Annotated in this window: 15 protein-coding genes; 14 read left to right on the top strand and 1 reads right to left on the bottom strand. The window is 65.0% G+C overall.

Translation table 11 applies throughout. The features are described 5' to 3' along the window. Nucleotides 1-44 precede the first annotated feature (44 nt). The 11 genes from ytfQ to mmsB all read left to right on the top strand — a co-directional run bounded on the left by ytfQ (nt 45) and on the right by mmsB (nt 12,307). Nucleotides 45-1,010, top strand: coding sequence for a galactofuranose ABC transporter, galactofuranose-binding protein YtfQ (gene ytfQ, locus GA0061098_RS02205; protein WP_018315902.1), 966 nt, complete (start codon nt 45-47; stop codon nt 1,008-1,010). A 117-nt stretch (nt 1,011-1,127) separates the two neighbouring features. Continuing rightward, the gene (locus GA0061098_RS02200; RefSeq protein WP_165637101.1) at nt 1,128-2,672 is read left to right on the top strand and encodes a sugar ABC transporter ATP-binding protein; all 1,545 of its coding nucleotides are present in this window, start codon (nt 1,128-1,130) and stop codon (nt 2,670-2,672) included. After that, on the top strand, nt 2,669-3,661 hold the full coding sequence (locus tag GA0061098_RS02195) for an ABC transporter permease (protein ID WP_091952935.1): 993 nt from the start codon (nt 2,669-2,671) through the stop codon (nt 3,659-3,661). The genes GA0061098_RS02200 and GA0061098_RS02195 overlap by 4 nt, the downstream gene beginning before the upstream one ends. Then, complete coding sequence (gene yjfF, locus GA0061098_RS02190) at nt 3,658-4,638, top strand: galactofuranose ABC transporter, permease protein YjfF (protein WP_091952932.1); 981 nt, start codon at nt 3,658-3,660, stop codon at nt 4,636-4,638. The genes GA0061098_RS02195 and yjfF overlap by 4 nt, the downstream gene beginning before the upstream one ends. Then, nucleotides 4,635-5,399: a FadR/GntR family transcriptional regulator gene (locus tag GA0061098_RS02185; RefSeq protein ID WP_091952930.1), complete on the top strand. Its 765-nt coding sequence runs from the start codon at nt 4,635-4,637 to the stop codon at nt 5,397-5,399. Before yjfF ends, GA0061098_RS02185 begins: the two co-directional genes overlap by 4 nt. Beyond that, a complete protein-coding gene (locus GA0061098_RS02180; RefSeq protein ID WP_091952927.1) occupies nt 5,396-6,322 on the top strand; it encodes a Gfo/Idh/MocA family protein in 927 nt (308 codons plus the stop codon). Before GA0061098_RS02185 ends, GA0061098_RS02180 begins: the two co-directional genes overlap by 4 nt. A gap of 2 nt (nt 6,323-6,324) precedes the next feature. Continuing rightward, nucleotides 6,325-7,401: an aldose epimerase family protein gene (locus tag GA0061098_RS02175; protein ID WP_091952923.1), complete on the top strand. Its 1,077-nt coding sequence runs from the start codon at nt 6,325-6,327 to the stop codon at nt 7,399-7,401. Beyond that, the gene (locus tag GA0061098_RS02170) at nt 7,401-8,279 is read left to right on the top strand and encodes an SMP-30/gluconolactonase/LRE family protein (protein ID WP_165637146.1); all 879 of its coding nucleotides are present in this window, start codon (nt 7,401-7,403) and stop codon (nt 8,277-8,279) included. The genes GA0061098_RS02175 and GA0061098_RS02170 overlap by 1 nt, the downstream gene beginning before the upstream one ends. A 72-nt stretch (nt 8,280-8,351) precedes the next feature. Then, a complete protein-coding gene (gene chvE, locus GA0061098_RS02165; protein ID WP_091952917.1) occupies nt 8,352-9,425 on the top strand; it encodes a multiple monosaccharide ABC transporter substrate-binding protein in 1,074 nt (357 codons plus the stop codon). A 117-nt stretch (nt 9,426-9,542) separates the two neighbouring features. Beyond that, nucleotides 9,543-11,120 carry a multiple monosaccharide ABC transporter ATP-binding protein gene (mmsA, locus tag GA0061098_RS02160; RefSeq protein ID WP_091952914.1) on the top strand — a complete coding sequence of 526 codons (1,578 nt, stop codon included), beginning with the start codon at nt 9,543-9,545 and terminating at the stop codon, nt 11,118-11,120. Then, on the top strand, nt 11,117-12,307 hold the full coding sequence (gene mmsB, locus GA0061098_RS02155; RefSeq protein WP_018315912.1) for a multiple monosaccharide ABC transporter permease: 1,191 nt from the start codon (nt 11,117-11,119) through the stop codon (nt 12,305-12,307). Before mmsA ends, mmsB begins: the two co-directional genes overlap by 4 nt. 99 nt (nt 12,308-12,406) lie before the next feature. Here the strand turns inward: mmsB and GA0061098_RS44700 are convergent, their stop codons facing one another. After that, entirely contained in the window at nt 12,407-12,574 is a 168-nt protein-coding gene (locus GA0061098_RS44700; RefSeq protein ID WP_085967637.1) for a hypothetical protein, read from the bottom strand. 173 nt (nt 12,575-12,747) lie between these two features. Between GA0061098_RS44700 and GA0061098_RS02145 the strand changes: the two genes are divergently transcribed. The 3 genes from GA0061098_RS02145 to GA0061098_RS02135 all read left to right on the top strand — a co-directional run bounded on the left by GA0061098_RS02145 (nt 12,748) and on the right by GA0061098_RS02135 (nt 14,152). Beyond that, on the top strand, nt 12,748-13,326 hold the full coding sequence (locus GA0061098_RS02145; RefSeq protein WP_091952911.1) for a cytochrome c oxidase subunit 3 family protein: 579 nt from the start codon (nt 12,748-12,750) through the stop codon (nt 13,324-13,326). Then, complete coding sequence (locus tag GA0061098_RS02140) at nt 13,326-13,586, top strand: cytochrome C oxidase subunit IV family protein (RefSeq protein ID WP_165637145.1); 261 nt, start codon at nt 13,326-13,328, stop codon at nt 13,584-13,586. Before GA0061098_RS02145 ends, GA0061098_RS02140 begins: the two co-directional genes overlap by 1 nt. A gap of 113 nt (nt 13,587-13,699) precedes the next feature. Next, nucleotides 13,700-14,152: a c-type cytochrome gene (locus GA0061098_RS02135; protein WP_018315916.1), complete on the top strand. Its 453-nt coding sequence runs from the start codon at nt 13,700-13,702 to the stop codon at nt 14,150-14,152. The last annotated feature ends 18 nt before the right edge of the window (nt 14,153-14,170 follow it).

Here is a 14,170-nt window from a genome sequence, read left to right as displayed (position 1 = left end):
GTTACCAATCGGCGCCCCGGATAACATCTTGGGAGACTCGCCTGATGATCCTCAAAGCCCTCTTTGCGGCCAGCGCCACGGCCGCCTTGCTGCTCGCGCTGCCGGCGAATGCCGCCGAGCTCACCATCGGCTTCTCGCAGATCGGATCGGAATCCGGCTGGCGCGCGGCCGAGACGTCGGTCTCCAAGCAGGAGGCGGCCAAGCGTAAGGTCAATCTCAAGATCGCCGACGCGCAGCAGAAGCAGGAGAACCAGATCAAGGCGATCCGCTCCTTCATCGCGCAGAACGTCGATGCGATCTTCCTCGCGCCCGTGGTCTCGACCGGCTGGGACTCGGTGCTGAAGGAGGCCAAGGAAGCCAAGATCCCGGTGGTGCTGCTCGACCGCGACATCGATCCGTCCGGCAAGGAACTCTATCTCACCGCCGTCACCTCGGACAGCGTGCATGAGGGCGAGGTCGCCGGCGACTGGCTGGCCAAGACAGTCGGCGCCAAGGCCTGCAACATCGTCGAGCTGCAGGGCACGGTCGGCGCCAGCGTCGCCACCAACCGCAAGAAAGGCTTCGATACCGCCATCGCTAAGCACGCCAACCTGAAGGTGGTGCGCAGCCAGACCGGCGACTTCACCCGCGCCAAGGGCAAGGAGGTGATGGAAAGCTTCATCAAGGCCGAAGGCGGCGGCAAGAACATCTGCGCGGTCTACGCCCACAACGACGACATGATGGTGGGCGCGATTCAGGCGATGAAGGAAGCCGGCCTCAAGCCCGGCAAGGACATCCTCACCGTTTCGATCGACGCGGTCCCCGATATCTTCAAGGCGATGGTTGCCGGCGAGGCGAACGCCACGGTGGAGCTGACGCCGAACATGGCTGGCCCAGCACTGGATGCCGTCGCGGCCTTCAAGGGCAAAGGCACGGTTCCGCCGAAGTGGATCCAGACCGAGTCCAAGCTCTATACCGCCGCCGACGATCCGCAGAAGATCTACGACAGCAAGAAGGGCCTCGGTTACTGAGGCGGGCTCCGCGCCGGACGCTTCCTGTGGTCCGGCGATCCCTCTTCGAAACCGCTGCACGAACGGCTAGGCTGGGTGTCCGCTTCAATGGCGGGCACCGGTGGGAGTGAATTTGCCATGCAGAACAGCCCCGATCCTGCTCTGCCTCTTCTTGAGGTGCGTGGGATCAGCAAGAGCTTTGGTGCTGTGCGCGCGCTGCAGGAGGTCGACTTCACGCTGCGCGCCGGCGAGATCCATGCGTTGCTCGGCGAGAACGGCGCCGGCAAGTCCACGCTGATCAAGGTCGTCACCGGCGTATTCCCGCGCGACGCCGGCATTGTCAGGATCGGCGGTGAAGAGGTCGCGCCGCGCTCGGCCAAGGCAGCGCTGGCAGCGGGCATTGCCACCGTCTACCAGGAAGTCAACCTGCTGCCGAACCTGTCCGTGGCGCAGAACCTGTTCCTCGATCGCCAGCCAATGCGCTTCGGCATCGTGCGCGAGGGCGAAATGCGCCGCCGCGCCAAGGCGCTGCTTGCGGAGTTTGGCCTCGACATCGACGTTGCCGCACCGCTCGGCAGCTATTCGGTGGCCGTGCAGCACGTCACCGCGATCGCCCGCGCCGTCGATCTCTCCGCGCGCGTGCTGATCCTGGACGAGCCCACCGCGAGCCTCGACCGCCACGAGGTCGAGATCCTGTTCGGCATCATGCGTCAGCTTGCCAGGCGCGGCATCGGCATCGCCTTCGTCAGTCACTTCCTCGACCAGGTCTACGAGATCTCCGATCGCATCACCGTGCTGCGTAACGGCCGCCTCGTCGGCGAGCGCGAGACCGCCTCACTGCCGCGCCTCGAGCTGATCCGGCTGATGCTCGGCCGCGAGTTGGCCGAGACCACCAGCGCGCGCGCATCAGTGGGCGAGCACAAGGTGCGCGAGGTCTGCGCGAGTTTCGAGAATTACGGCAAGGCCGGCTATGTCGCGCCGTTCAATCTCGAGCTGCGCCATGGCGAGGTCGTCGGTCTCGCCGGCCTGCTCGGCTCGGGCCGGACCGAGACGGCGCGGCTGGTGTTCGGCGCCGAGCGCGCCGATGGCGGGAAGGCGAGGGTGGAGGGTGCGCCGGTGCGGCTGCAGTCGCCCCGCGACGGCGTACGCCACGGCTTTGGCTATTGCCCGGAGGAGCGCAAGACCGACGGCATCGTCGCCGAGCTCACGGTGCGCGAGAACATCGTGCTCGCGCTCCAGGCCAAGCGCGGCCTGCATCGGCCGCTGTCGCGCCGCGAGCAGGACGAGATCGCGCGCCGCTACGTCAAGATGCTCGACATCCGTCCGCCCGATGCTGAGCGCCCCGTCGGCCTGTTGTCCGGCGGCAATCAGCAGAAGGTTCTGCTGGCGCGCTGGCTCGCGACCTCGCCGCGGCTTCTGGTGCTGGACGAGCCGACCCGCGGCATCGACGTCGGCGCGCATGCCGAGATCATCCGCCTGATCCGCGAGCTCTGCGACGACGGCTTGTCGCTGCTCGTAATCTCCTCCGAGCTCGATGAGATCGTGACCTATTCCGACCGCGTCGTGGTGCTGCGCGACCGCGCCCATGTCGAGGAGCTCGCGGGCGAGGCGGTCGACGTCGGCAACATTCTCGCGGCCATCGCCGCCGACGGCGCCGGCGTTGCGCATGAGGGCCGGGCATGACAGCGCTCTTGCCGCGCCGCGGCCTTGCCCAGATCCTCGCGTTGATCGTCATCCTCGCGGTCGACCGCGTGGTGTCGCCGCAATTCTTCGACCTGCGCCTCCAGGACGGCCGTCTGTTCGGCAGCCTGATCGACGTGCTCAATCGCGGCACGCCGGTAGCACTGTTGTCACTTGGCATGGTTCTGGTGATCGCGACGCGCGGCATCGATCTGTCGGTCGGCGCCGTCATGGCGATCGCGGGCGCGATTGCGGCGAGCCTCGCCGACACTCACAGTCTGGCCGTCGTTCTGGCGGCAGCGCTCGGCGCGGGCTTGATTTGCGGCCTGTGGAACGGCTTCCTTGTCGCGGTACTCGGCATGCAGCCGATCGTGGCGACGTTGATCCTGATGGTCGCGGGACGCGGCATCGCCCAGCTCATCACCGAGGGGCGCATCGTGACCTTCTCGTCGCCCGATCTGGTCTGGCTCGGCAATGGCTCGGTGCTCGGCTTGCCCGTGCCGGTCGCGATTGCGCTCGGCATGCTCATCCTGACCGGCGCGGTGGTGCGTGGCTCCGCGCTCGGGCTCCTGATCGAGGCGACCGGCGGCAATGCGCGCGCGAGCGAGCTTGCCGGCGTCGGCACCCGTGCGATGATCCTGTCGGTCTATGTCTGGTGCGGCGTCTGCGCCGCGCTGGCCGGCGTGATCGCGGCGGCCGACATCATGGGAGCGGACGCGAACAATGCCGGCCTCTGGCTCGAGCTCGATGCCATTCTGGCCGTGGTGATCGGCGGCACCTCGTTGTTCGGCGGCCGCTTCAGCCTCTTGCTGGCCGTCCTCGGTGCGCTGATTATCCAGACCATGAACACCGGCATCCTCTTGTCCGGCTATCCGCCGGAATTCAACCTGCTGGTCAAGGCGGTGGTGGTGCTCACGGTGCTGTTGTTGCAATCGCCCAAGCTGACCGGTTTTGCCGGCATCGCCGCGCGGCTGCGGAGGACGAAAGCATGAGAGGTCTGCCGCCCGCCCTCATCACGGCGATCGTGCTCGTTGCGGGCTTCGCAGCCTGCGCCGTGCAGTTTCCCAACATCGCCTCGACCCGCGTCGTCGGCAATCTCCTCACCGACAACGCTTTCCTCGGCATCGTCGCGGCCGGCATGACCTTCGTCATCATCTCCGGCGGCATCGATCTCTCGGTCGGCTCGGTGATCGGCTTCACCACCGTCTTCGTTGCGCTCGCGATCGAGCGCTGGGGCATGCCGCCGCTGGTTGCTTTTGTCGCCGTCCTCGCACTCTCGGCGGCCTTCGGTGCGGCGATGGGCGCGGTGATCCATGTCTTTGATTTGCCACCCTTCATCGTGACGCTCGCCGGCATGTTCCTGGCGCGCGGTGCGAGCTTCCTGCTCTCCACCGAATCCATACCGATCACCGCGCCGATCTATTCCACCGTGTCGGATTTCGCCTTGCGATTGCCGGGTGGAGGGCGATTGACGGCGATCGCGATCATCATGCTCGCGATCGTGACCGGCGGGGCGCTGCTGCTGCATCTCACCCGGTTCGGCGCCAATGTGTATGCGCTCGGCGGCAGCCGGACGACCGCCAGCCTGATGGGCGTTGCGGTCGGCAAGATGACGGTGAAGATCTACATGCTGTCGAGCCTGCTCGCAGGCATCGCCGGCATCGTCTTCTCGTTCTACACCAGCGCGGGCTATTCGCTTTCCGCCGTCGGCGTCGAGCTCGACACCATCGCCGCCGTCGTGATCGGTGGTACGCTGCTCACGGGCGGGCAGGGGTCGGTGATCGGTACCTTCCTCGGCGTGCTGATCCAGGGCCTGATCCAGACCTACATCAATTTCGACGGCACGCTGTCGAGCTGGTGGACCAAGATCGCGACCGGCATCTTGCTGTTCGCCTTCATTGCTTTGCAGCAGGGACTGGTCGCGCTGGCGCGCCGGCCGCTGGCGAAGAGCGCAGGAGCCGCCACATGACATCGCGCATTGTCGTCATCCCGACGCGGCGGGCTCACTCCAACCATGCGGAGGTCGCCCGCTCGATCGGCATCGACATTATCGCCGGCCGCTACGCGGAAGGGACGCGCCTGCCTGGTGATGCCGAGATGATCGCGATGTTCGGCGTGTCGCGGCCGGTGCTGCGGGAGAGCGTGAAGACCCTGGTCGCCAAGGGACTGCTGACGACCAAGGCGCGCGTCGGCACCGTCGTGCGCGAACGTGCCGCCTGGAACATGTTCGACGCCGACGTGCTGGCCTGGCATCTGGACGCCGGTATCGACAAGCGTTTCCTCAACGACCTCGCCGAGATCCGTCTCGCGGTCGAGCCGCGCGCAGCGATGCTGGCGGCTGCGCAGCGGTCAGAGGAGGATCTGGCCGAGCTTCGGCGCAGCATGGACCGCATGCGGCTCGAAGCGTCCGATTCGGTCGGCTTTGCCGATGCCGACCTCGCACTTCACGTCGCCGTGGCGCGCGCCTCCGGTAACCTGTTCATGCGCTCGATCGGCCACGTCATCGAGGCCGCGCTTCGCGCCTCGTTCCTGCTGAGTGCGCCGGTCGAATTGGAAGACCGCGACACGGTGCTGCTCTGGCACCAGAAGATCGTCGATGCCATTGCGGCCGGCGATGCCGAAGCGGCCTCGGAGGCGATGGTCTTCGTCATTCACAACGGCATGCATCGCCATGAGGGCACGGTCATCGAGACTGCACCGGCCTCCGTGGAATCTGGAGAGGGATCGTGACGGAACTCCGCATCGCCATCGTCGGCTTCGGCAAGATCGCGCGTGACCAGCATGTCGGCGCGATCGCCGCCGTGCCGGGCGCGACGCTGGCGGCGATTGCCAGCCGTAACGCCTCGCTGCCAGGACTGCCGCATTTTGCGACCATCGAGGAGCTGCTGGAAAAGGGACCTCCGATCGATGCTGTCTCGCTCTGCACACCGCCGCAGGTGCGTCGCGCGCAGGCTGCCGCGGCGCTCGCCGCCGGCAAGCATGTCATGCTGGAGAAGCCGCCGGGCATCGGTGTCGCCGAGCTCGATCCGCTGGTCGCGATGGCGGCGGAGGCAAAGCGCACGCTGTTTGCGACCTGGCATTCGCGCCATGCGCCGGCCGTCGAGCCCGCGCGACAATGGCTCACTGAGCGGCGCATCAAGTCGGTGCACATCAGCTGGAAGGAAGATGTTCGCGTCTGGCATCCCGGGCAGAGCTGGATCTGGGAGCCGGGCGGCCTCGGCGTGTTCGATCCTGGCATCAACGCGCTGTCGATCCTGACCAAAATCCTGCCGAAGCCCGTGTTCGTCACCGCGGCCGAGCTGGCGTTTCCCGCCAATTGCCAGGCACCGATTGCGGCGAACCTGACGCTGACCGACATCGACGGCCTTGCTGTCACCGCCGAGTTCGATTTCCGCCAGACCGGACCGCAGAGCTGGGATATCGTCGTCGAAACCGACCAGGGGCGGATGACCTTGTCCAGCGGTGGCGCGCGGATGGAGGTCGACGGCAAGGTGCTTGCCGAGGCGCCCGATGAGGAATATCGCGGACTCTACCGGCGCTTCGTCGAGCTCGCGGCGACCGGCGCAAGCGACGTCGATCTGACACCGCTTCGCCTCGTCGCCGACGCCTTCCTGCTCGGCAGGCGCACCGTCGTCGAACCGTTTGTGGATTAGACATGGCCGCATCAAAAATCACAAAGGACATCTTCGGAACACTGCCTGACGGTCGCAAGGTCGAGCGCATCGTGCTGCGCGGCGAGGGCGACTTCGAGGCGCGCATCATCACCCACGGCGCGGTGATCCAGGCGCTGATTGCGCCGGATGCGAAGGGCGGTCACGACGACGTCGTGCTCGGCCATGACGCGTTCGCCGGCTATCTCGCGGAGCGAAAGTTCCTTGGGGCCACCGTCGGCCGCTACGCCAACCGCATTGCCAAAGGACAGTTCTCGCTCGACGGCGAGACGGTGCAACTTGCCGTCAACAACGGGCCGAACGCGCTGCACGGCGGCCTCGATGGATTCGACCGCAAGCTCTGGCAGATTGCGGAGATCGACGACGGCGCCGAGCCCGCGGTGACGCTGACCTATGTCAGTCCGCATGGCGAGGAGAATTATCCCGGCCACCTCGATGTCCGCCTGACCTATCGCCTCACCGGCCCGACCGAATTGTCGTTGAGCATGGAGGCGCGGACCGACCGTCCCACCATCGTCAACCTGACCAACCACAGTTTCTTCAATCTGGAAGGCGCAACGTCAGGCACGCCCATTCTCGACCACCGGCTGACGGTTGCCGCCGAACATTTCCTCGCCATCGACCCCACCGCCATTCCGCTGCCCGGACCGCCGCGCGCGGTGGCCGGCACGCCGTTCGACTTCCGCGAGCCTCGGCCCGTTGGCGAGCGCATCCGGCAGAGCGATGAGCAATTGCGCAACGGCAGGGGTTACGACCACACCTACTGCCTTGCGCGCGACGGCAAGCTTGCACTCGCGGCGCGGCTGGAGGCACCGCGCTCGGGGCGCGTCATGGAGCTGTTCACCGACCAACCCGGCCTGCAAGTCTATTCCGGCAACTATCTCGACGGCACGATTTCGGGGAAGGGCGGCAAGCTGATCCGGCAGTCGGATGCCATGTGTCTGGAGCCGCACATCTGGCCTGACGCGCCGAACCGGCCGGATTTCCCGAGCCCGCGCCTCGATCCCGGCGGAGCATATCGGCACCACACGGTCTATCGCTTCGGTGTGAGGGCGTCATGATGGAACAGGTGCCGACATCAGTTCTCTCGGACGATCCCTGTCATCTCGGCGAGGGCCCGACCTATGACGTGACCACAGACACCGCCTGGTGGTTCGACATCCGCGAGGGGCGGCTGTTCGAGGCACAGCTTGGCAGTGGCAGCGTCCGCGTTCATGCGCTCGGCCGGATGGCGAGCGCGCTCGGGCGCATCGATGCCGAGCGGCAATTGATCGTCGCCGAGGATGGGCTTTACATCCGCAAGCTCGCCGACGGCGCGATGACGCTGTTCCTTCCGCTCGAGGCGGACAATCCCGTGACGCGCTCCAATGATTGCCGCGTGCACCAGTCCGGCACGTTCTGGATCGGCACCATGGGCAAGAAGGCTGAGCCGAAGGCAGGGGCGATCTATGCGCTCCATCGCGGCAAGATCGCGACGCTGTTTCCCGGCATCAGCATTCCCAATTCGATCTGCTTCTCGCCGGATGGCGGCACCGGCTATTTCACCGACACCGCGCGCGCCGTGCTCTACGCAGTCCCGCTCAATCCCGCGACCGGTCTGCCGCGCGGCGAGCCGGAGGTGTTGTTGCGACACACCGGTTTCGGCGGCCTCGATGGCTCAGTGTGCGATGCCGACGGAAAGATCTGGAATGCCTGCTGGGGCGCGAGCCGTGTCGATGTCTATTCTCCGCAAGGCGAGCGTCTGCGCTCACTGAGCGTGCCGGCAAAACAGGCAAGCTGTCCCGCTTTCGTCGGCCCCGATCTGTCGCGCCTCCTTGTCACGTCAGCGTGGCAGGATATGGACGCGGCGGCGCGCGCCGCCGATCCGCAAGCCGGTTGCACTTTTCTATTGGAGGCATCCGCGCGCGGTCGCGCGGAGCCAGACGTCAAGCTCGCATAGGAGACCAGAGGCAGTCCACGACGACGTTCTCGACGAAACAAAGAAACAGTCTGACACCCAAGGGAGTAAAACATGCTGACACTGAAGACGACATTCCTCGCGCTGGCGCTGGCCGGCGCTGCGACGATGGCCACAGGCCTCACCGCCTCCGCCCAAGACAAGGCGACCGTCGGCATCGCGATGCCGACCAAATCGTCGGCGCGCTGGATCGACGACGGCAACAACATGGTCAAGGTGCTGAAGGAGCGCGGCTACAACACCGACTTGCAATATGCCGAGGACGACATCCCGAACCAGCTCTCGCAGGTCGAGAACATGGTGACCAAGGGCGCGAAGGCGCTGGTGATCGCCGCGATCGACGGCACCACGCTGTCCGACGTGCTCAAGCAGGCCAAGGCGAAGGGCATCACCGTGATCGCCTATGACCGCCTGATCCGCGGCACACCGAACGTCGACTATTACGCCACCTTCGACAATTTCCAGGTCGGCGTGCTCCAGGCCGAGTCGATCGTGCAGGGCCTCGGTCTCAAGGACGGCAAGGGCCCGTTCAACATCGAGCTGTTCGGCGGCTCGCCCGACGACAACAACGCCTACTTCTTCTACAACGGCGCGATGAGCGTGCTGAAGCCCTATATCGACAGCGGCAAGCTCGTCGTCGCCTCGGGCCAGATGGGCATGGACAAGGTCGCGACGCTCCGCTGGGACGGCGCCACCGCCCAGGCCCGCATGGACAATCTGCTCAGCGCCTACTACGGCAACAAGAAGATCAACGCCGTGCTCTCGCCCTATGACGGCATCTCGATCGGCATCATCTCCTCGCTGAAGGGCGTCGGCTACGGCAGCGCCGATCAGCCGATGCCGATCATCTCGGGTCAGGACGCCGAGGTGCCCTCGATCAAGGCGATGCTGCGCGGTGACCAGTACTCGACCATCTTCAAGGATACCCGCGACCTCGCCAAGGTGACCGCCGACATGGTCGACGCCGCGCTTGCCGGCAAGCAGGTCACGGTCAACGACACCAAGACCTACGAGAACGGTGTCAAGACCGTGCCGTCCTACCTGCTCAAGCCGGTCGTGGTCTACAAGGACAATTGGGAGAAGGTGCTGGTCGACAGCGGCTACTACAAGAAGGCGCAGTTCCAGTAGGACTTTCTCTTGCTCCGTCGTTCCGGGGCGCCCGGCGGGCGAACCCGGAACCTCGAGATTCCGGGTTCGATGCTTCGCATCGCCCCGGAATGACGGTGATCTAAGGACACAAAGCCAATGACCGCCATGTTGGAGATGCGCAACGTCAGCAAAAGCTTTGCAGGCGTGCAGGCGCTGCGCGACGTCAACTTCTCGGTTCACGCCGGGCAAATCCACGCGCTCGTCGGCGAGAACGGCGCCGGAAAGTCGACGCTGATGAAGGTGCTGAGCGGGGTCTACCCGCATGGCAGCTACGAGGGCACCATCGTCTTTGATGGTGAGGAGCGGCGCTTCCGCGACATCAACGATTCCGAGGCGCTCGGCATCATCATCATTCATCAGGAACTCGCGCTGATCCCGTTGATGTCGATCGCCGAGAACATCTTCCTGTCACATCCGCCCTCGAAGCTCGGCGTCATCGACCGCGACGAGGTGTACCGGCGCACGCGTGAGCTGCTGGCACAGGTCGGCCTGAAGGAATCCCCGGACACCCTGATCACCGATCTCGGCGTCGGCAAGCAGCAGCTTGTCGAGATCGCGAAGGCGCTGTCCAAGCGGGTGCGGATGCTGATCCTGGACGAGCCGACCGCGAGCCTCAACGAGGCCGACAGCGCCGCGCTGCTCGAACGCCTGATGGCGTTCCGCGAGCAGGGCATCGGCTCGATCCTGATCTCGCACAAGCTCAACGAGGTCGCCAAGGTCGCCGACCACATCACCGTGCTCCGCGACGGCCGCACCGTCGACAGCATCGATTGCCGCGCCGAGCCGATTCAGGAAGACCGTATCATCCGCAGCATGGTCAATCGCGACATGGCGCACCGTTTCCCGGAGCGCAGCGTGAAGATCGGCGAGCCCGTGCTCGACGTCGCGAACTGGTCGGTCTATCACCCCATCCATCCCGAGCGGCAGGTGATCAAGAACGTCAATTTCGGCGTCAGGCGTGGCGAGGTCGTCGGCATTGCTGGCCTGATGGGGGCCGGCCGCACCGAATTCGCCATGAGCCTGTTCGGCCGTTCCTGGGGCACCAATATCAGCGGCAGCATCCGGCTCGAAGGCAGAGATATGGTGCTGCCGAGTGTCGCGGCTGCGATCGACGCCGGCCTTGCCTATGTCACCGAGGACCGAAAGCAGCTCGGCCTGATCCTGGCCGACGACGTCCGCAAGAACATCACGCTCGCCAGCCTTGATCAGGTTGCACCTAAACGCGTGATCGACGACATCGCCGAGCTGAAGATCGCCAGCGACTATCGCACCCGCATGCGCATCCGCTGCTCAGACGTCTACCAGGAGACCGGCCAGCTCTCCGGCGGCAACCAGCAGAAGGTGGTGCTGTCGAAATGGCTGATGACCGATCCCAAGGTCCTGATCCTGGACGAGCCGACGCGGGGCATCGATGTCGGTGCCAAATACGAGATTTACTGTATCATCAACGAGCTGGCGGAGGCTGGCCGCGGCGTCGTGGTGATCTCCTCGGAGATGCCCGAGCTGCTCGGCATCTGCGACCGGATCTGCGTCATGAACGACGGCGCCTTCGTCGGCGAGTTCAAGGGTGCGGACGCGACGCAGGAGAAGATCATGCGCGCCATCATGCGCAACGAACGAAACATTGGGAACGCCGCGCCCGCGGCCGCGGAAATGGGAGGAATGCAGCCATGACCGACAAGACGGTATCGCTGCCCGAGGAGCGCCGGCACGGCAGCTTCATCAAGAACAATTTGCGTAACTACGGCATGCTGATGTCGTTGATCGCGATCATGCTGTTCTTCCAGGTCATGACCGGCGGCACGCTGTTGCAGCCGCTCAACCTGACCAACCTGGTGCTGCAGAACAGCTACATCGTCATCATGGCGCTCGGCATGCTGCTGGTGATCGTCACCGGCCATATCGACCTGTCGGTCGGCTCGGTCGCCGGCTTCGTCGGCGCGGTCGCCGCCGTGCTGATGGTGACCTACAAGATCGACTACACGCTCGCCTTCATCGCTTGCCTGTTGCTGGGTGCGGCGATCGGCGCGGCGCAGGGCTATTGGGTGGCCTTCTTCGGCATTCCATCCTTCATCGTGACACTGGCGGGCATGCTGGTGTTCAAGGGCCTGGCGCTCGCGGTGCTGCAGGGCCAATCACTCGGCCCGTTCCCGGCGACCTTCCAGAAGCTGTCGTCGGGCTTTATTCCGGAACTGCTGCCCGAAGCCGGCACGCTGCATCCGACCTCCATGCTGATCGGTGCCGTGCTCGCGCTCGGGCTCGTCTATGCCAGCGCCAAGGGCCGCTCGCGCGAGCAATCGCACGGCATCGAGGTCGAGCCCTACGCGTTCTTCCTGGGGAAGAGCGTTCTGCTCGCCTGCGCCGTGCTCTATTTCACCTATCTGATCGCCTCGCATCGTGGCCTGCCCAACGTGCTGGTCATCATGACCGCGCTGATCGCGCTCTATGGCTTCGTCACCCGGCGCACCGTGATCGGCCGGCAGGTCTACGCGGTCGGCGGCAATGCGAAGGCGGCAAAACTGTCGGGCATCAAGACCGAACGGCTGACCTTCCTCACCTTCGTCAACATGGGCGTGCTGGCCGCGCTCGCCGGCCTCGTCTTCGCCGCGCGCCTCAACACCGCGACGCCGAAGGCTGGATTGGGCTTCGAGCTCGACGTCATCGCCGCCTGCTTCATCGGCGGTGCCTCGGCCTACGGCGGGGTCGGGCGCGTCGGCGGCGCCGTGGTCGGTGCCATGATCATGGGCGTGATGAACAACGGCATGTCCATCCTCGGCATCGGCATCGACTATCAGCAGGTCATCAAGGGCCTGGTGCTGCTCGGGGCAGTGTGTATCGACGTGTATAACCAGCGGCGGTAGCCGCATTGACGGTCTGGTAGGGTGGGCAAAGGCGCGTAAGCGCCGTGCCCACCATCTTCTCTCGTGGCACTATGGTGGGCACGCTTTGCTTTGCCCACCCTACGGCAGCGGTGATTGCGTCGTGAACAGCACCGTCGCGATCGCGACGGAAAGCGTCACCGCCGATACGGTTGCCACGGTCGACAGCACCCCCATTCTCCGCAGCGCGATGGCGAACACGATGATGATGGGGGTTGCGGTTATCAGCCCGATTTGTGCATCGCTCATTGCATCGCTCGCCATTTTGTGGAACCGCCGGATGCATCCACCCTATGACGGTGAGGCGGGCGGGACGTTGCGATAGCGCAAACCCGCCTCTGGCCAGTTGCACTATTTGTCCGGCGACAAAGTTGGAATCGCGCCGGTGGGATATCTGTTCGGCGTCTTGATGCGGAAGTCAGATGTCGGCAACGGATTGCGAACAACAGGGAAGCGGCTGGGGAATCCTGGAAGATCTTCCCGGTGATCCCATGATCTGGGTGCTGATCTTCAGCGAGCTTGCCGCCTTCGGCCTGTTCCTCGGTGCCTTCGTCATCGCGCATGCGCTTCACCCGGCGGTCTTCGCGGCCGGTCAAGCCAGCCTTGATGCGCATCTGGCCGGAATAAACACCATCGTGCTCGTGACCAGCGGCTGGGCTGCCGCGCGCGGGGCGGCTGCTGCACGGGCGGGCGAGAGCCGGCGTGCGCGCGGCTGGCTGTTTGGCGCCATGGCTCTTGGCGGCGTCTTCATCGCGGTCAAGCTGTTCGAATATGCCGGCGAGATCGCGTTAGGAAACGGCCTGGAGACCGGCCCGTTCTTCACGCTGTACTTCCTCCTCACCGGCTTCCATCTCCTGCATGTCGGCCTCGGCATCGTGATTCTGGCCGTAGTGTCCCGGGGTGCCCGAGCGGCGGGCGTCGAGACCGGAACGGCTTTCTGGCACATGGTCGACCTGCTCTGGATCGTCATGTTTCCCATCATCTATCTGGTGCACCCGTGATTCCGGATCGTCTCGACATCACCTGGATCGCGTTGATCGGCCTTGCGCTCGCGACCATTCTGGTCCCGCCGCTGGTGTCGCGTCCCTTGTTCGCCAATGCCTTGCTGCTGACGTTCGCCGCCCTCAAGGGCCGCCGCATCGTGCTCGATTTCCTCGATCTTCGCTCAGCGCCGGCGCTTTGGCGCGGCATCGTCAGCGCCTGGGTCTTCATCGTGGTGCTGTTTGCCTGGCTCGCATCGGCCGTCGTTGCCTTGATCTGACTGGCGGTTGCGCATCGTCGCGCTGCTTGCGCTTCGTCAAAGAGTGCCCCCTGGCAATCGGCAATAAATCGCAGGATCGCATCTTTCTCAGAATCAAACGGAAAGGATTGGCAATGGCTGAACGCCTGACCAAGTCGGCCGCTCGAAATGTCTTCTACGGCGGTTCGGCCTTCTTCTTCGCCATTTTCATAGGGCTGACGGCGCACAGCCATTACTACATGGCCACGACCTCGACCGACGCGAAGACGCTGACGTCGTCGGTCGCCCGCGGCAAGCATGTCTGGGAGAAGAACTCCTGCATCAACTGCCACACGCTGCTGGGCGAGGGCGCCTATTTCGCCCCAGAGGTCGGCAACGTCTGGGATCGCTGGGGCGGCAACGAGGATCCGGCCGCCGCGCGCGAGACGCTGAAGGCCTGGATGCAATCGCAGCCCTCGGGCGCGGAGGGCCGGCGGCAGATGCCGCAGTTCAACCTGACCGACCAGGAACTCAACGATCTCGCTGACTTCCTGCAATGGACCAGCACGATCAAGCGTCAGAGCTGGCCGCCGAACAAGGCGGGCTGAGCATGATCCGGGAAAGTG

The organism is Bradyrhizobium shewense (assembly GCF_900094605.1).
Classification (GTDB): domain Bacteria; phylum Pseudomonadota; class Alphaproteobacteria; order Rhizobiales; family Xanthobacteraceae; genus Bradyrhizobium; species Bradyrhizobium shewense.
This window is presented reverse-complemented; position numbering and strand designations above follow the sequence as displayed.